Origin of the sequence: Jingyaoa shaoxingensis (genome assembly GCF_014385005.1) — a bacterium.
Lineage (GTDB): Bacteria > Bacillota > Clostridia > Lachnospirales > Lachnospiraceae > Marvinbryantia > Marvinbryantia shaoxingensis.
In genome coordinates, this window is record NZ_JACRSZ010000009.1 from 68,320 (window position 1) to 86,002 (window position 17,683).

Annotated in this window: 21 protein-coding genes; all 21 read left to right on the plus strand. The window is 45.6% G+C overall.

Annotation, left to right across the window (positions count from 1 at the left end; genetic code table 11):
* The first annotated feature begins 8 nt into the window (after positions 1-8).
* Positions 9-509, plus strand: coding sequence for a stage III sporulation protein AB (locus H8716_RS09915; protein ID WP_249308553.1), 501 nt, complete (start codon positions 9-11; stop codon positions 507-509).
* Between the two features lie 23 nt (positions 510-532).
* Entirely contained in the window at positions 533-727 is a 195-nt protein-coding gene (spoIIIAC, locus tag H8716_RS09920) for a stage III sporulation protein AC (protein ID WP_249308555.1), read from the plus strand.
* A gap of 31 nt (positions 728-758) precedes the next feature.
* Positions 759-1,145 carry a SpoIIIAC/SpoIIIAD family protein gene (locus tag H8716_RS09925; RefSeq protein WP_249308557.1) on the plus strand — a complete coding sequence of 129 codons (387 nt, stop codon included), beginning with the start codon at positions 759-761 and terminating at the stop codon, positions 1,143-1,145.
* Between the two features lie 85 nt (positions 1,146-1,230).
* Complete coding sequence (locus H8716_RS09930) at positions 1,231-2,280, plus strand: stage III sporulation protein AE (RefSeq protein ID WP_249308558.1); 1,050 nt, start codon at positions 1,231-1,233, stop codon at positions 2,278-2,280.
* A complete protein-coding gene (locus tag H8716_RS09935; protein ID WP_249308560.1) occupies positions 2,277-2,786 on the plus strand; it encodes a stage III sporulation protein AF in 510 nt (169 codons plus the stop codon). The genes H8716_RS09930 and H8716_RS09935 overlap by 4 nt, the downstream gene beginning before the upstream one ends.
* A gap of 46 nt (positions 2,787-2,832) precedes the next feature.
* Positions 2,833-3,387, plus strand: coding sequence for a stage III sporulation protein AG (locus H8716_RS09940; RefSeq protein ID WP_249308562.1), 555 nt, complete (start codon positions 2,833-2,835; stop codon positions 3,385-3,387).
* 22 nt (positions 3,388-3,409) lie between these two features.
* The gene (locus H8716_RS09945) at positions 3,410-3,976 is read left to right on the plus strand and encodes a SpoIIIAH-like family protein (RefSeq protein WP_283243088.1); all 567 of its coding nucleotides are present in this window, start codon (positions 3,410-3,412) and stop codon (positions 3,974-3,976) included.
* A 192-nt stretch (positions 3,977-4,168) separates the two neighbouring features.
* On the plus strand, positions 4,169-5,758 hold the full coding sequence (locus H8716_RS09950) for a peptide chain release factor 3 (RefSeq protein WP_249308567.1): 1,590 nt from the start codon (positions 4,169-4,171) through the stop codon (positions 5,756-5,758).
* Between the two features lie 134 nt (positions 5,759-5,892).
* Positions 5,893-6,279, plus strand: a complete 387-nt coding sequence (locus tag H8716_RS09955; protein WP_249308569.1) for an Asp23/Gls24 family envelope stress response protein — start codon at positions 5,893-5,895, stop codon at positions 6,277-6,279.
* Between the two features lie 84 nt (positions 6,280-6,363).
* On the plus strand, positions 6,364-6,768 hold the full coding sequence (gene nusB / locus H8716_RS09960) for a transcription antitermination factor NusB (protein ID WP_249308571.1): 405 nt from the start codon (positions 6,364-6,366) through the stop codon (positions 6,766-6,768).
* A 12-nt stretch (positions 6,769-6,780) separates the two neighbouring features.
* A complete protein-coding gene (xseA, locus tag H8716_RS09965) occupies positions 6,781-7,986 on the plus strand; it encodes an exodeoxyribonuclease VII large subunit (protein ID WP_249308572.1) in 1,206 nt (401 codons plus the stop codon).
* Between the two features lie 5 nt (positions 7,987-7,991).
* Positions 7,992-8,222 (plus strand): exodeoxyribonuclease VII small subunit, encoded by a 231-nt coding sequence (gene xseB, locus H8716_RS09970; protein WP_249308575.1) that lies wholly within the window; start codon positions 7,992-7,994, stop codon positions 8,220-8,222.
* Positions 8,206-9,093, plus strand: a complete 888-nt coding sequence (locus tag H8716_RS09975; RefSeq protein WP_249308577.1) for a polyprenyl synthetase family protein — start codon at positions 8,206-8,208, stop codon at positions 9,091-9,093. Before xseB ends, H8716_RS09975 begins: the two co-directional genes overlap by 17 nt.
* Position 9,094: 1 nt before the next feature.
* Positions 9,095-10,966 carry a 1-deoxy-D-xylulose-5-phosphate synthase gene (gene dxs, locus H8716_RS09980; RefSeq protein WP_249308579.1) on the plus strand — a complete coding sequence of 624 codons (1,872 nt, stop codon included), beginning with the start codon at positions 9,095-9,097 and terminating at the stop codon, positions 10,964-10,966.
* Positions 10,963-11,784 (plus strand): TlyA family RNA methyltransferase, encoded by an 822-nt coding sequence (locus H8716_RS09985; protein WP_249308581.1) that lies wholly within the window; start codon positions 10,963-10,965, stop codon positions 11,782-11,784. Before dxs ends, H8716_RS09985 begins: the two co-directional genes overlap by 4 nt.
* Positions 11,781-12,638 carry an NAD(+)/NADH kinase gene (locus H8716_RS09990; protein ID WP_249308583.1) on the plus strand — a complete coding sequence of 286 codons (858 nt, stop codon included), beginning with the start codon at positions 11,781-11,783 and terminating at the stop codon, positions 12,636-12,638. Before H8716_RS09985 ends, H8716_RS09990 begins: the two co-directional genes overlap by 4 nt.
* 12 nt (positions 12,639-12,650) lie before the next feature.
* Positions 12,651-13,106, plus strand: coding sequence for an arginine repressor (gene argR / locus H8716_RS09995; RefSeq protein WP_249308584.1), 456 nt, complete (start codon positions 12,651-12,653; stop codon positions 13,104-13,106).
* A 32-nt stretch (positions 13,107-13,138) separates the two neighbouring features.
* A complete protein-coding gene (gene recN / locus H8716_RS10000; RefSeq protein WP_249308586.1) occupies positions 13,139-14,824 on the plus strand; it encodes a DNA repair protein RecN in 1,686 nt (561 codons plus the stop codon).
* Between the two features lie 169 nt (positions 14,825-14,993).
* Positions 14,994-16,310 carry a SpoIVB peptidase gene (spoIVB, locus tag H8716_RS10005; RefSeq protein WP_249308588.1) on the plus strand — a complete coding sequence of 439 codons (1,317 nt, stop codon included), beginning with the start codon at positions 14,994-14,996 and terminating at the stop codon, positions 16,308-16,310.
* 154 nt (positions 16,311-16,464) lie between these two features.
* Positions 16,465-17,040 (plus strand): chromate transporter, encoded by a 576-nt coding sequence (locus tag H8716_RS10010; protein ID WP_249308589.1) that lies wholly within the window; start codon positions 16,465-16,467, stop codon positions 17,038-17,040.
* Positions 17,037-17,615 carry a chromate transporter gene (locus tag H8716_RS10015; RefSeq protein ID WP_249308590.1) on the plus strand — a complete coding sequence of 193 codons (579 nt, stop codon included), beginning with the start codon at positions 17,037-17,039 and terminating at the stop codon, positions 17,613-17,615. The genes H8716_RS10010 and H8716_RS10015 overlap by 4 nt, the downstream gene beginning before the upstream one ends.
* Positions 17,616-17,683: the final 68 nt, after the last annotated feature.

Sequence of the window (17,683 nt, forward strand, 5' to 3'; positions counted from 1 at the left end):
TTCTGGGTATGCTGCTGATTATTACAGCAGGGACTGCGCTGGGAAACAGTGCCGGAAATGATCTGAGAAAAAGATACCGGTCTTTGATGGAACTGAATCTGCTGATGGGATTTTTAAAAGGAGAACTCTGTTACGGAGCAGATCCGCTGGAAAAGGTATTTGAGCGGCTGTCCCAAAGAAGTGAAAGCTGTCTTGGTGTTTTTTTCAGAAGAGTATCGGAAAACATGAAGAGGCAGGAGAATATATCATTAAAGGAGATTCTTCAAGAAGAACAGGAATGGTGCCTGAGGGAGTCAGGCCTGACAGAGAGAGAACAGGAACAGCTGGTAAAGATCTGCTGTATTCTGGGACAGGCAGACCGGACGACTCAGAACGTGACACTGGAAGAATATCAGTACGAACTGCATCAGGAAGGGAACGATGCAGGAGAACAGATGAAACAGAAAGAGCATATGTACCGATGTCTTGGATTCATGGGCGGACTGTTTTTTGCGGTACTGTTGTATTAACGCCACTTTAGATGGAGGAACCGATGAGCGTTAATCTGATATTTAAAATAGCTTCGGTGGGAATTCTGGTATCTGTGATCTGCCAGGTTTTAAAACACGGCGGAAGAGAGGACCTGGCATCCCTGACATCCCTGACCGGGCTCATACTGGTACTGCTTTGGATTCTGCCTTATATCAATGAACTGTTTGATACCATAAAAAATCTTTTTGCACTGTAGCGGACAAAAACGTATCTGGAAAGGAGCGGTCATGAACATCATAAAAACGGGAATTCTGGGTCTGGCAGCAGTGATCTGTGCCATGACAGTAAAAGAACAGAAACCACAGTTTGCTGCGTTGGTCAGTCTGGCGGCGGGAATTCTGATCAGTTATAATGCTGTTTTCCGGCTGAAGACGATTTCTCAGCTTTTTGAGAACCTGACAGAATATACGGCAATCCGCAGTTCCTGGTTTCTGATTTTGATGAAGATTGTGGGCATCTCTTATGTGTCAGAGTTTTCATCCGGAATCTGCAAGGATGCAGGATATCATGCAATTGCAGGGCAGATAGAGGTCTTTGGGAAAGTTGCAATCCTGACAGTCAGTACACCGGTGATTCTGGCTCTGTTTCAGACAGTATCAGAATTCCTTGCCTGATATGAGAAGATATAGAATGAGGATGGGGCTGTTGTGCATCATTTTGTATGTCATGGCTGGCAGAGTGTATGCCCAGGATACACAGATGGAAACGTACATGGAAGAACTGAATATTCAGTCTGTGCAGCAAAGTGTGGATGAGATGCTGCCACAGGATCATCTGGATATTCGGAATATGATCTTGCAGCTTTGTCAGGGAAAGCTGCCGTTTTCGCTGGATAATATATGGAAAATAATGGAAAATACACTGTTTTCGGAAATGAAGAAACAGAGGACAAGAATTGTGCAGATTCTGATTCTGGCAATTACGGCCTCTGTTTTTTCAAGTCTTATGGGAGCATTTTCTGAGAGCAAAATACAGGAAATTGCCTTTTATATGGTGTATCTGCTGCTTTTGACGCTTTTACTGGAAAGCTTTGGGGAACTGAGCCGGGTATCGGAAAAGACTATGGGGAATATTCTGGAATTTATGCGGCTTCTTCTGCCTGTGTATCTGCTGGCAGCGTCACTGGCAGCCAGGCAGCTTACGGCAGTGGGATTCTATGAGGTAACGTTATTTTTGATTACCATGGTACAGAGTCTGATCCGGTATGTACTGCTTCCGGGCATCAACTGCTATGTAATGTTTGCCATGTTAAACAATGTGACCAGGGAATCTTATCTGTCCAGAATGACAGATTTGTTGAAGGATGTGGTAAGCTGGACGTTAAGATCTCTGTTTGCCTTGGTAATCGGTGTACAGACCATACAGAAACTGATTTTCCCGGCACTGGATACCATGAAAAATTCTATCTGGATCAAGGCAGGAGGTGCCATCCCGGTAGTGGGAAATACCTTAAGCGGTGTAACAGAAACGATTTTAAGTACGGCAGCGGTATTGAAAAATGCAGTGGGAGCAGGAGGTATGCTGGTGCTGTTGTATATCTGTATCCGTCCGGTGCTGCGGCTTACGATCTGCCTGCTTCTGTATAAACTGGTCAGTGCGGTGATACAGCCGTTGGCAGATCCCAGATTTGCAGAGTGTATTGACAAAATGGCAGATGCAGTAGCACTTTTGCTGATGGCAGTGGCAGTGACCGGAGTCATGTTTTTCCTCACCATTGCCATTGTGACAACTGCGGGAGGCGTAGTATGAGTGACTGGCGAGAATGGCTGAAACAGATGGTATTCTGTATCTGTTTTCTGGAACTTCTGTATCAGATTCTTCCTGGAAAAAACTGGCAGAAATATCTGAAATTTACCGGTGGGCTGGTCTTTGTACTGGTACTGTTTCAGCCGGTGTTACAGATCTTTTCTTTTGAAGGCAAGCTGGAACAGGCAGTCTGGAAGTGGCAGATCAAAGAAGAGAGTATGCAGCTTCAGGAAGCCCGGAAAGAACTGGAGGAACTTCAGAATGAGCAGATCCGTCAAAGCTATTGCAGAGAACTGGAGAGACAGATACAGGAAAGAACGGAATACTATGGAGGAAAAGTGCAGAGGGTACAGGTTACTCTCAGCCAGGGGGAGAACATGCAGATGGAAAAGATGGAAGTATATCTGCTGGAGAATCCAAAAGGGAAAAACAGACTGAGAGAAAATCTTGCGGCGTCCTATGACTTGCGTCTTTCACAGGTACAGATTAGTGTGGCAGGGAATAAATAACAGAATAGAACAATCGTGAAAAAGGAGGAAGGAGGCAGAAAATCAAGTGATACCGGTAAACTGGAGGGAAATCAGGAAAGAACACTGGATCGTTTTGCTTCTGGCGGGCATACTGATTATGACCGTAGTTTTTCCATCGAAGAAAGACACTGACATACCGATAATGACAGAGTCGGATACGACGGATTCAGAAAGCCCGGCGCAGGAAATACAGCGGTATGAAGAAAAACTGGAGACATTACTGGGACAGATGGAAGGTGCAGGGCAGGTAAAAGTGATGATCACCGAATCGGTCAGCCGGGAAAATGTGGTGGAAAAGGACACACCTTATACGATTCAGATGAGCCAGAACGGCAGCGATGATGAGAATGGAACAAAAAGCCAACAGGAAAACAGGGAAGAAACTACGGTATATGAAAGAGATGACCAGGGGAATGAATCTCCCTATGTGAAGAAGTCACTGGCACCTCAAATCGAAGGGGTACTGGTTCTGGCCCAGGGCGGTGACAATGCGGTAGTAGCCGCGAATATAACCGAGGCAGTTATGGCATTATTTGGTATTGAAGCGCATAAAATCAAAGTAATGAAGATGATGTATTAAAGGAGGAAAAAAGGTGAAACATATGGTAAAGAAGAACCAGATGATTATCACCGCTCTGGCAGTGATGATTGCGGTGGCGGGGTACTTGAACTATTCGGGAACACAACTGGAAGAGGCTGTATCCAGACAGACATCCCAGGAAGAACAGGTACTGGTGGAAAATGGTTATGACGTGACGCAGGAAGGGGAAGTAACGGACACACCAGGAGAAGCGGTACTGACCAGTGTAACCGGTTCAGAGTTTTCCGCATCCGCAAAACTGACAAGAGAACAGCTTCGTGCCCAGAATAAAGAGGCCTTGATGGAAGTGATCAACAATGACACCATTGCCGAGGAGCAGAAACAGACTGCAATCGACAGCATCACGTCTCTTACCGACATAGCGGAGCGCGAAGCGGCAGCGGAACTCTTGTTAGATGCAAAAGGGTTTGAAGACAGTGTGGTAAGCATTACGGATAACAGTGCCGATGTGGTGATCAACATGGCTGAGATATCCGACAGTCAGAGAGCCCAGATAGAAGACATTGTGAAGAGAAAAGCAGAAATACCGGGAGAAAACATTATTATCACTCCGGTGAGTGCGGAATAAGAGAATACAGGAAAACGTGGAGCCGCCTTGACAGCGGCTCTTTCCTCTGGTAGAATTTACGGGTTAAGATGATTATAGAGTGAATTGCCGGACAGGATTGCAGAGATGCGCAGAAGAAGTATGTCATGCATTGCATGACGCGCATCTCGCAGCAAGAATGCCGAGGTATTCTTGAATATGGAGGAGAAGAAAGTGGCAGATATTACAAGTGAGATAAAAAAACGAAGAACCTTTGCGATTATATCCCACCCGGATGCAGGTAAAACAACATTAACAGAGAAATTTCTGCTTTATGGAGGAGCCATCAACCTTGCAGGATCTGTAAAGGGAAAGGCAACTGCCCGTCATGCAGTATCAGACTGGATGGAGATTGAGAAAGAAAGAGGTATTTCTGTCACATCTTCTGTTCTTCAATTTAATTACGATGGCTATTGTATCAACATTCTGGATACGCCGGGACATCAGGACTTCTCAGAGGATACCTACCGTACCCTGATGGCGGCTGACTCCGCAGTTATGGTTATCGATGCTTCCAAGGGTGTAGAGGCACAGACCAGAAAGTTATTCAAGGTATGTGTCATGCGTCATATCCCGATTTTTACCTTTATCAACAAAATGGACCGCGATGCCAATGATACCTTTGAACTGTTGGATGACATTGAGAAGGAACTGGGCATTGCCACCTGTCCGATTAACTGGCCGATTGGTTCCGGTAAGGAATTCAAGGGCGTATATGAACGTGGAAGCAGAAAAGTAACGATATTTAAGGATACCGAAAAAGGAACAAAAGAAGGTATGGCAGAAGAGATCTCTGTGGATTCACCGGAACTGAAGGAATTCGTGGGAGAAGACCATTACGGACAGCTTATGGATGAGATTGAACTGCTGGACGGAGCCAGTGCAGAATTCGATCAGGAGCTGGTGGACAAGGGAGAACTTTCTCCTGTATTTTTCGGATCTGCTTTGACCAACTTTGGTGTGGAGATCTTCCTGAAGCACTTCCTTCAGATGACTACATCACCACTTCCGCGTGTGGCAGATATCGGTGTGATTGATCCGATTAAGGAAGATTTTTCTGCTTTTGTATTTAAGATTCAGGCGAATATGAATAAGGCGCACAGAGACCGTATTGCCTTTATGCGTATCTGTTCAGGAAGATTCGATGCAGGCATGGAAGTATATCATGTACAGGGCGACAAGAAGCAGCGTCTTTCCCAGCCACAGCAGATGATGGCACAGGAACGCCATGTGGTAGATGAAGCCTATGCGGGAGATATTATCGGTGTGTTTGATCCAGGCATCTATTCTATTGGTGATACCATCTGTATGCCAGGCAAGAAGTTCTGTTATGAGGGAATCCCGACATTTGCACCTGAACATTTTGCAAGAGTGCGTCAGGTGGACACCATGAAGAGAAAGCAGTTCGTAAAGGGTATTACCCAGATTGCCCAGGAAGGTGCTATTCAGATTTTCCAGGAGTACAATACCGGACTGGAAGAGATCATCGTTGGGGTAGTTGGTGTACTGCAGTTTGAAGTACTGAAGTACCGTCTGGAAAATGAATACAACGTAGAGATCCGTCTGGAAAATCTGCCTTACGAGCATATCCGCTGGATCGAAAATGAAGATTTTGACCTGAATAAGCTGGTAGGTACTTCCGATATGAAGAAGGTGAAAGATATGAAGGGCAATCCATTGCTGATCTGGGTAAATTCCTGGAGCATCGGCATGACACTGGACCGTAACCCGGGATTAAAACTGGCTGAATTCGGACGCCAGTAGTTCTCACGTTCGACTTGAAAAAGACAGGAAAGTTTGTTATACTGAGTGTTAGAATTGATTAGGAGTGCCTGATTCGATTTGTGAAGATACAAAAACAGGTACGATCAGGAAACACCGCGAAGGAGGTCTCCGGTATGGGAAAAGAAGAAGTTCAGAAGAATTATACAGTGAGCAGCATTGACGGAATGGGTCAGGTTCAGATATCCAATGAAGTAGTGACAATTATTGCAGGACTGGCAGCCACAGAAGTAAAGGGTGTGGCAAGCATGGTTGGCAATATCACCAACGAACTGGTGAGCAAGCTTGGTATCAAGAATCTTTCCAAGGGAGTGAAGATTGCCATTGAGAATGATGCGGTGAGTGTAGATCTTGCGCTGAATCTTGATTATGGCTACAGTATTCCAAAGACCTGCGAAAAGGTTCAGGAAAGAGTGAAGACCGCCATTGAGAGCATGACAGGTCTTACAGTGGAGAATGTAAACATTAAGATTGCCAATGTGACAATGGAGAACGGAAAATAAATACGTTGCGGTGGCAACCCACCGCAGGTGGAGAATCCTGCATGCAGGATTCTTTTTCTTATCAGAGAATTAAAGGAGTGTAAGATGAGCAGAAGAGAAATTCGGGAACATATCTTTAAGTTATTATTTTTACTGGAATTTTATAAGGGAGAAGAACTGAACGAGCAGGCAGAACGTTATCTGGATGAAGTAGAAGAAGCAGTGCCTACTGAGGAAGAAGCAGCTTATATCCGTGACAGGTTCCACAAGATCGAGGAAAAGATTGAGGACCTGGATAAGATGCTGAATGAAGCATCCAAAGGATGGAAGGTAAACCGTATGTCCAAAGTGGATCTTGCTATTATGAGACTGGCTGTTTATGAGATGAAGATGGATGAAGACATTCCGGTTAAAGTTGCAATCAATGAAGCAGTGGAACTGGCGAAGAAGTTCGGCGGAGATGATTCACCGGCATTTGTAAACGGTGTACTGGCAAAACTGGCAGATTAGTCAGAAGAATTTATGGGAAACATATATACCATCAGGCAGGTAAACCGCTATATCAGCAACATGTTTACCCAGGATTTTATGTTGAACCGGATCTATGTGAAGGGAGAAGTGTCCAACTGTAAGTACCATACATCCGGTCATATTTATTTTTCACTGAAGGATGATTCAGGAAGTCTGGCATGTGTCATGTTTGCGGGCAGCAGGAACGGATTGAAGTTCCGCATGCAGAACGGACAGAGCGTGATTGTACTGGGAAGCATCAGTGTGTATGAGCGGGACGGCAAATATCAGTTATATGCAAAAGAGATCGTGCTGGATGGCATCGGTCTGTTATATGAGAAGTTTCAGGCACTGAAGCAGGAACTGGAGGATATGGGGATGTTTGCCCCGGAATATAAGCAGCCGATTCCTGCTTTTTCCAGACGTGTGGGGATTGTAACAGCACCGACTGGTGCGGCAATTCGGGATATCATGAATATTTCCTATCGTCGTAACCCTTTTGTGCAGCTCATATTATATCCTGCGCTGGTACAGGGTGAAGGCGCAGCAGACAGTATTGTGCGCGGCATCGAGATCCTGGATCAGAGTGATGTGGATGTAATTATCGTAGGAAGAGGCGGCGGTTCCATGGAGGATCTGTGGGCATTTAACGAGGAAAAAGTGGCAAGAGCCATTTTTCAGTGTAACACGCCTGTCATATCAGCGGTAGGGCATGAGACAGATTTTACCATAGCGGACTATGTGGCGGATCTGCGGGCACCTACACCATCTGCTGCGGCAGAACTTGCGGTGACAGATATGTTTGGGATTCAGGAACAGTTACAGAAATGGGAAGAACGATTCCAGACACGTATGCGAGACCGTATCGAGGACGGAAGAAGAGAAGTACGTCATCTTCAGGCAAGGATGAATGGCTTGAGTCCACAGAACCAGATCAGGGAAAAGTACCAGATTCTGACGGAAAAAGAGGAGAAGCTGCAGTATCTTATGAGCCAGGTGCTGAAGAATAAGCGGCATCAGATGCTGTTGTATGCAGAACGTATGAAGGGACTCTCTCCGCTGGACAAGCTGAGTCAGGGATATTCCTATACTGCAGATGAGAAGGGACACAAAGTGACCGAAGTGGATCAGGTGCGGGAGGGAGATCTGCTTCAGATCTATGTCTCGGACGGACAGATTCAGGCAGAAGTAAAAGGCACTAAGAAAGCAGATAAGTGAGGCTGATGATGGAACAGGACAAGAAAAAAGAAGATCTCACACTGGAAGAATCTTTTGAAAAACTGGAAGAATTACTTTCCATTCTGGAAAACAGAGATACAACACTGGAGACGTCTTTTCAGACATACCAGGAAGGAATGAAACTGATTAAAAGCTGCAATGAGAAGCTGGATACAGTGGAAAAGAAGATGCAGATCATAAATGAGGAAGGTGAGTACAGTGACTTTCAGGGATGAGTTAACAAAAAGAACAGAAGAAGTACAGAAAACGGTATATCAGTATCTTCCGGAAGAGAACGGATATCAGAAAACCCTGCTGGAGGCAATGAATTACAGTATGATGGCCGGAGGAAAGCGTCTGCGTCCCCTTCTGATGCAGGAGACATATCGGCTGTTTGGGGGCAATTCACAGGTGGTTGAGCCGTTTATGGCGGCAATGGAGATGATTCATACACATTCGCTGATTCATGATGATCTTCCGGCAATGGATGATGACGAATATCGCCGTGGAAGAAAGACCACACATATTGTGTACGGAGAAGCAATGGCGATTCTTGCCGGGGATGGTCTGCTGAATCTGGCATATGAGACTGCCAGCAAAGGTTTTGAGATGGAACCGTGTAATCCAGCAGTGGGAAAGGCCATGGCAGTGCTGGCAAAGAAGACAGGAATTACCGGAATGATCGGAGGACAGTCTGTGGATGTGCAGCAGTCAGGCAATCCATTGGATCGAGGAATGCTGGATTTTATCTATCGTCTGAAGACCAGTGCACTGATTGAGGGTTCTATGATGATAGGAGCTATTCTTGCAGGAGCAAGTGAGGAAGAGACTGCACAGATCGAGCAGGTTGCTTCTGATGTGGGACTGGCATTCCAGATTCAGGATGATATTCTGGATATAACCAGCTCCAGCCAGGTGCTTGGCAAGCCGGTAAACAGTGATGAGAAGAATCATAAGACAACGTACGTGACCATGGAAGGACTGGAGAAAGCCAGAAGAGATGTGGAAGAGATCTCAGAGAGAGCAATTCATACGCTGGATCAGTTGAACAGAGAGAATCCATTTTTGCGCAGACTGATCCTGGAACTGGTCACCAGGGAGAAATAATATGATTTTGGACAGTATTCAAAGGGAAAATGATATACAGAAGATAGATAAAAAGGATTTGCCGAATCTTGCACAGGAGATCCGTGCTTTTCTCATTGAAAAGATCAGTGAAAATGGTGGACATCTGGGATCTAATCTGGGTGTAGTGGAATTAACGATGGCAATGCATCTGTCCTTTCATCTGCCGGAAGATAAGATGATCTGGGATGTGGGACACCAGTCTTATACCCACAAGATTCTGACCGGAAGAAGAGATGGATTTGATACTTTACGTAAGTATGGCGGTATGAGCGGTTTCCCGAAACGGAAAGAAAGTGCCTGTGATGCCTTTGATACCGGGCACAGCTCCACATCAATTTCTGCAGGATTAGGCTATGCCATGGCAAGCCAGCTTAAGGGAGATAACAATTATGTAGTTTCTGTTATCGGAGATGGGTCTCTGACAGGAGGCATGGCATGGGAGGCATTGAACAATGCATCCCGGCTGAAACGAAATTTTATTATTGTATTGAATGATAACAATATGTCCATCGCAGAAAATGTAGGAGGTTTTTCTGAGTATCTGAATCAGGTACGCACAAGAGAAAGATACCAGAATCTGAAAGCAGGAGTGGAAAATACTTTATCCAGACTGCCTGGCCGCGGAGAGCAGTTAATACGTGGTATTCGTAAGACGAAAAACAGCATCAAGCAGTTTTTTGTACCCGGCATGCTGTTTGAAGAGATGGGACTGACCTATCTGGGACCGTATGACGGACATGATATTGATCAGCTGTTGAGGGCATTTAAAGAAGCAAAGCAGGTAAACGGTGCAGTTTTGCTGCATGTCTGTACCCAGAAGGGACAGGGCTATGAACCGGCGATGCGTCATCCGGCCAGATTCCATGGAGCAGAGCCATTTGTGATTGAGACCGGTCTGCCAAAGAAAAAGAGAATCAAAGCCAATTATACAGATATTTTTTCTACCGTTATGCGGAAGATGGGAGACCGTGAGCCGGATGTAGTGGCTGTTACAGCAGCAATGCCGGACGGAACCGGATTGAAGCGGTTTCACAATATGTTCCCGGATCGTTTTTTTGATGTGGGCATTGCCGAACAGCATGCGGTGACCTTTGCCGCAGGACTGGCAGCTGCAGGACTGAAGCCTGTGGTTGCAGTTTATTCCTCTTTTTTGCAGCGGGCTTATGATCAGGTGATACATGATGTCTGCATTCAGAATCTGCATGTGATTTTTGCCATAGACCGTGCCGGTCTGGTAGGAAGTGACGGAGAAACACATCAGGGAATATTTGACCTGTCTTATCTGTCTTCGATTCCGAATATGACAGTAATGGCACCGAAAAATAAATGGGAACTTTCCGATATGATGAAGTTTGCAGTGCGTTATGACGGACCGATTGCCCTGCGTTATCCGAGAGGAGAAGCCTATGACGGACTGTCTAGGTTCCGTCTGCCGATTGAATATGGCAAATGGGAAACGATCTACGATGAGAATGAGATTGCGCTGCTGGCAGTGGGAAGTATGGTAAAGACTGCTGTAGAAGTGCGTGACCGTTTAAGACAGATGGGATATGGCTGTACGCTGGTGAACGCCAGATTTGTAAAACCACTGGATCAGGAAGCAATCCGTACCCTTCAGGCAGAGCATCAATTGCTTGTGACGATGGAGGAAAATGTAAAAGCCGGCGGATTTGGGGAGGCAGTGCTGGATTATCTCAATGAGATAAAGAGCCAGACCAGAGCTATGGTAATTGCCCTGCCGGATGATTATGTAGAGCACGGAAATGTGGATCTGCTCAAACAGGAATGTGGAATTGATGCAGAGTCCATCATAAAGAAGATTGTAATAGAATATATAGGACTGACAAAATGAAAGAGAGATTAGATGTAATGATGGTACAGCGTCAGCTTGCACCATCCAGAGAAAAGGCAAAAGCCCTGATTATGGCAGGCTGCGTGCTGGTGGACGGAGAACGGGAAGACAAGGCCGGTACCATGTTTGCTGATACCGTAGAGATTACAGTAAAGGGCAATACCTTGAAATACGTCAGCCGTGGCGGCCTGAAGCTGGAAAAAGCCATGGCGAAGTTTGATATTACATTAAATGGAAAAGTCTGCATGGATGTTGGGGCTTCCACAGGCGGTTTTACAGACTGTATGCTGCAAAATGGAGCCGTTAAGGTGTATTCTGTAGATGTGGGATACGGACAGCTTGACTGGAAGCTGAGACAGGATCCAAGAGTCATCTGCATGGAAAAGACCAACATCCGTTATGTGGTTCCGGAAGATATACAGGAGCCGGTGGAATTTTCTTCTATCGATGTTTCCTTTATCTCTCTGACCAAGGTACTTTTACCGGTAAGAAATCTGCTGACAGAGAACGGACAGATCGCGTGCCTGATCAAGCCACAGTTTGAAGCCGGACGGGAAAAGGTGGGCAAAAAAGGTGTAGTCAGAGATCCGGCAGTGCACAGGGAAGTCATTGAGATGGTAACAGCTTACGCTAAGAGTATTTTCTTCCAGCCACTGAATCTGGAGTATTCTCCGATCAAGGGACCGGAGGGAAATATTGAATATCTCTTGCATTTACAGAAAAAACCAGAGGGCAGTGCCATAGAAGAACCGTTATTTGATATCAGTGAGACGGTGCGGCTGGCGCATGAATCCCTGGACAAGAAGGAAAAAGAATGAAGCATTTTTACGTCATAACGAATGTGCAGAAGGATCCGGAACAGAAAGTAGCACAGTGGATTCAGAAGTATCTTCAGGGCAGAGATGTGGCATGTACCATTCAGGGAGAAGAAGAGTGTCCATTGGGAAGCTATAAGTCTACGAATCCGGAAAAAGTACCGGCAGATGTGGATTGTGTGCTGGTGCTGGGAGGAGATGGTACGGTACTTCGTGCAGCCAGAGATCTGGTTGACCGGCATCTTCCGTTGTTTGGAGTGAATCTTGGAACCCTTGGCTATCTTGCAGAGGTGGACCAGGAACATATCGAAGAAGCATTGAATCATCTGATTCTGGATGAATATATCAAAGAAGAACATATGATGCTGAAGGGTGGGGTCTGGCAGGGAGGCAGGGAGATCCTCTCTGATGTTTCACTGAATGATATTGTGATTGCGCGAAGCGGCAGGATTCATGTCATGGATTTCCAGATCTATGTTAACGACCGCTTCCTGAATGATTACAGCGCAGACGGAATCATTATCTCTACGCCGACCGGATCTACCGGGTATAATCTGTCAGCGGGAGGACCGATTGTATCGCCGTCAGCATCACTGATTCTGATCACACCGATTGCACCGCACACACTGAATGCCAGAAGTGTCATTCTTCCGGATACAGCCAATGTAAAAGTGGTCATTGGCAGGAGAAAGGAATCAGAAGAAGCGGCAGAAGTATCTTTTGACGGAGATACCACTGTAGAGATGACCTGCGGGGATGCAGTCGAGATAGAGAAGGCACAGAGCACCGTACAGTTTGTAAAAGTAGATCAGATCAGTTTTCTGGAGACACTGAGAAGGAAAATGAGCGGCACTTGATCGGGAGGGCATATGAAGATTCAGCGACATGCAAAAATAGTAGAGTTAATCAATCAATATGATATTGATACACAGGAAGAACTGGCCAGACGCCTGAATGAAGCAGGTTTCCGTGTTACGCAGGCTACCGTGTCCAGAGATATCCGTGAACTGCGGCTGACCAAGGTGGCAGTGGATGGTGGAAGGCAGCGTTATGTGGTAATGAATACGCCAAGCAGTGAACTGGATGAAAAATATCTTCGTATTTTGCGGGATGGTTTTGTATCCATGGATATGGCACAGAACATTCTGGTGATCCGCACGGTGTCAGGAATGGCAATGGCTGTGGCAGCGGCCATGGATGCGCTGAACTGGAAGGAAATCGCCGGATGTATTGCCGGAGATGACACGATTATGTGTGCAATACGCAGTGCAGATGACACACTGCTGGTTATGGATAAGATCCAGAAAATACTGGATTTTAAATAAAGGAGCTCCCCGCCGGGAGTATGGGAAATTGTATGCTGTTAAATTTACATGTAAAAAATATGGCACTGATCCGGGAACTGGATATTGATTTTGGAAAAGGGCTGAATATCTTAACAGGAGAGACCGGAGCCGGTAAATCTATATTGATCGGCTCTATTAATGTGGCTCTGGGCATGCAGAGTTTTAAAGGATTTGCCAGAGAAGATGAGACATCCGCGCTGGTGGAACTGGTATTTTCTGTGGAAGATCCCAGCATAAGGGAGAAGATCGAACAGATGGAACTGTCTGTAGAAGACAGACAGGTAATTCTGTCCCGTCGTCTGACAGGAGGAAGAAGTATCAGCAAGGTCAATGGAGAGACGGTGACACTGTCTCAGGTACGGGAGCTTGCATCCCTGTTGATTGATATTCATGGACAGCATGAACATCAGTCACTTCTTCATAAAAAGAATCATTTACAGATTCTGGATGAATATGCAAAAGAAGAACTGGCACCTTATAAAGAAAAAGGCAGTGAGATTTACAGCAGTTATGCGGCACTTAAGAAGAAACTGGAAGCATCTGCTCTGGATGAAAGTACCAGAAAAAAAGAGACGGACTTTCTACAGTTTGAGATAGAAGAGATTGATCAGGCTGAATTGAAAAATGGAGAGGATGAAGAACTGGAGCAGCAGTATAAAAAGCTGTTCAATGCCAGAAAAATTGCAGGAAGTGCAGGGGAAGCTTATGCGCTTACCGGAGATAACGGTGGCGGTGCAGCGGCTGCAGATCTGATCTCCACTGCATTGCAGCGTATTCAGACCGTGCAGGAATATGATGAACCGCTGCAGAGTCTGGGAAGTCAGTTGGCAGAGATTGAGAATTTGCTGTCTGATTTCAACCGGGAGATGTCCGGGTATCTGGATGATCTGACATTTGACGAATATGAATTTGAGAAGCTGGAAAAGCGTCTGGATCTCATCAATCATTTAAAGGTAAAATATGGAAATTCCGTTGAAGAAATTCAGCAATACCGGGACGAGAAAGAAAAACGTCTGGAAGAACTGCAGAATTATGATGTATATCTGGATGATCTGCGGAAAGACTATGAAGAGCAGGAGCAGCATTTGCGGGAAAATGCAGAAGCTATGTCCCAGATTCGAAAAAAATATGCACAGAGACTGGCAGAACAGATTCGAATACAGCTTGCAGACCTGAATTTTCTGGAAACAGGATTTGATCTAGAAGTATCTTCGAGTGCACCTTTATCTGCAAATGGATTTGACGAAGCCTGCTTTATGATCTCCATGAATCCAGGTTCCCCGATGCGTCCACTGGGTGATGTGGCATCCGGTGGTGAATTGTCACGAATCATGCTGGCAATCAAGACCGTGTTGGCAGACAAGGATCAGACCGAGACATTGATTTTCGATGAAATCGACGTGGGAATCAGTGGCAGGACGGCGCAGAAGGTATCAGAGAAGATGGCTGTTATAGCAAGAAGCCGTCAGGTTCTCTGCATCACCCATCTGGCGCAGATCGCATCCATGGCAGACCATCATTATTATATTGAAAAAAATGTCAGAGATGGAGTGACAGAGACCGGTATTCGGGAACTGTCCCACACTGAAAGTGAAGAAGAGCTGGCAAGAATCCTGGGCGGCGCACAAATTACCGAGACTACACTGAAGAGTGCCCGTGAGATGAAGGAAATGGCAGACGCAACAAAAAAATACTAGAGTACAAAAATGCATAGCTCACATACTAAGAAGGATATCGAATCACAAAACGGTATCCTTCTTTTTATAATGCCAGGGTCAAAAGGCTGAAACAAGGATGGACCTGTAAAAAAATGATCCATAAAGCATTTTTAGGATAAATTCCAAAAAAGGGAAAGGATGTGAGCAGATGGGAAAAACTACGCAGAAGCGTGTCAGAAGAAAAATGGCACTGGATCTTACCCTGATTGCCGGGCTGTCCGGTGTCTTATTCTGGCTGGATCTATATACAAAAATTCCGGATCGTCTGACGGCAGCATCGGATGATCCGAAAACAGAGATTTTCCAGAATACATTTCCAGACTGGCTGGAAGAAGTGGTGGTGGCTGACAGTCAGGGAAAATCAGATATACCGTCCGAAAACCTGACAATGACAGGAACTGCGGATGGAGATATGAATGATAGTTATACAGTGCAGTGTAGTCTGTTTGGAACCATTCCTGTAAAACAAGTCGAAGTAGATGTTGTGGAGCGGCAGAAGATTGTTCCCTGTGGTATACCAATCGGTATCTATATGAAAACGCAAGGTGTGCTAATAGTGGGAACGGGAGAAGTATGTGATATCAACGGAGAACCGAAAAATCCGGGCGGAGATCTGGTGCATTCCGGGGATTATATTCTGGCTGTGAATGATATTCCTGTGTCAGAAAAAGAAGAGGTAGTGCAGCAGATCAGTCAGGCAGTGGATGGGGAAGTGAAACTGACGGTACTGCGGGACTCGGATATCATAGAACTGCAGGCTCCGGTGGTACAGACAGGAAAAAAAGAATATAAAGCAGGAATCTGGATCAGGGATGATACGCAGGGAATCGGAACTTTGACTTACGTAGCAGAAGATGGAACCTTCGGCGCTCTGGGACACGGCATCAATGACATCGATACCAGTACATTACTCACATTGGAAGGCGGGAACATATACAATGCGAAAGTTTGCTCCATTGTAAAAGGAATGGACGGCAGCCCGGGAGAAGTGGGGGGAATCATCGATTACCAGCCAGAAAACATGCTGGGAACCATTACAGAGAATTCAGAGATCGGAATATTCGGCAAGATGATCAGTGAAGCAGATACAACTGGATCGGGCATATCAGGAGCTGATGGAGTGAGAGCGGAAATAGAGGGGATAGAAGAACTGGAAGTCGCTTACCGCCAGGAAATTCAGACTGGTCCGGCAGCCATCCTGAGTGAGATCACAGGTGAACGAAAAGAATATCAGATCGAGATAGAGAAGATCAACCTGAATAACAGCGATGCCAACAAGAGCATGGTTATCAAAGTGACAGATCCGGAGCTTCTGGAAATCACCGGCGGAATTGTAAGAGGTATGTCAGGCAGCCCCATCCTGCAAAATGGAAAAATTGTAGGTGCAGTGACCCATGTATTTGTCAAAGATCCCACCAGAGGATATGGAATCTTTATAGAAAATATGATTTCGCATGAGAAATAAATAATCGAAAAGAGTACGCTGCTCACAGGACGCTAACATATGTCAGCATTATGAGCAGCGTTTTGTACGAATATGTTTAGATAGCTGAAAATGAATTTCTGTGATATGATAGGAGAAAAAGATTGAGTGGGAGGAAAATTTAAGATTATAACATATGAATCAATTAAAAAATAAGAATATAAAACTATTAAGAAAACTATTTTTTTCCACATTATACCTGAGTGCTCTTACTTTCGGCGGTGGTTATGTGATCGTCACCCTGATGAAGAAGCAGTTTGTGGATGAACTTCACTGGATTGACGAGGAGGAGATGCTGGATCTGGTGGCAATTGCCCAGTCTTCACCGGGAGCGATTGCAGTGAACGGGGCAATTGTGGTGGGCTATAAGCTGGCTGGAATAGCCGGTGTACTGACTGCGGTTCTTGGAACGGTGATACCGCCGTTCCTGATCATAGCCGCAGTCTCTGTCTGTTATCAGGCATTTCGAAGTAATCAACTGGTGGCATGGATGCTGGAAGGTATGCAGTCAGGCGTGGGAGCTGTGATTGCTTCAGTGACTTTCGAGATGGCATCCGGAATTGTAAAAGAGAGAAATACAATATCACTTCTGATCATGGCAGCAGCGTTTGCAGCATCTGTGATCTGGCAGATCAATACAGTATATATCATTCTGGCCTGTGGCTTACTGGGAATACTGATTACATTCTCAAAAAGGAGGATGAAGTCATGATCTATCTACAATTATTCTTAAGCTTCCTGCAGATCGGAATGTTCAGCTTTGGCGGCGGTTATGCAGCCATGCCACTGATTCAGGGACAAGTGGTACAGACACATCAGTGGATGACCATGTCAGAATTCACAGATCTGATCACGATTTCCCAGATGACGCCGGGACCGATAGCAGTGAATTCTGCAACTTTTGTGGGAATTAAGATTGCTGGGATACCTGGTGCACTGGTAGCCACATTTGGATGTATTCTGCCATCCTGTTTGATCGTAACGGTATTGGCAAGACTGTATCTGCGCTACCGGAAGATGGATATGCTGCAGGGGGTGCTGGGCACACTGCGCCCTGCGGTGGTAGCGTTGATAGCGTCGGCAGGTGTATCCATACTGATTGCGACATTCTGGGGTTCAGAAGGAATCATACAGCCTGTAACTGTCAGATGGCATCTGGTGGCAATTTTTCTGATTTGCTTTTGGCTGGTCTGGAAGAAAAAGAAGAATCCTATTCTGGCGATGATACTGGCAGGTATCATGAACGTGGTATGGAATCTGCTGAGTCCACTTTTACCAATCTCATAAAAAGTTTGCTGTTATTACTTGAAAGTAAATCAGGATGTACCTATAATAGACAGGATATGTACTTCAGA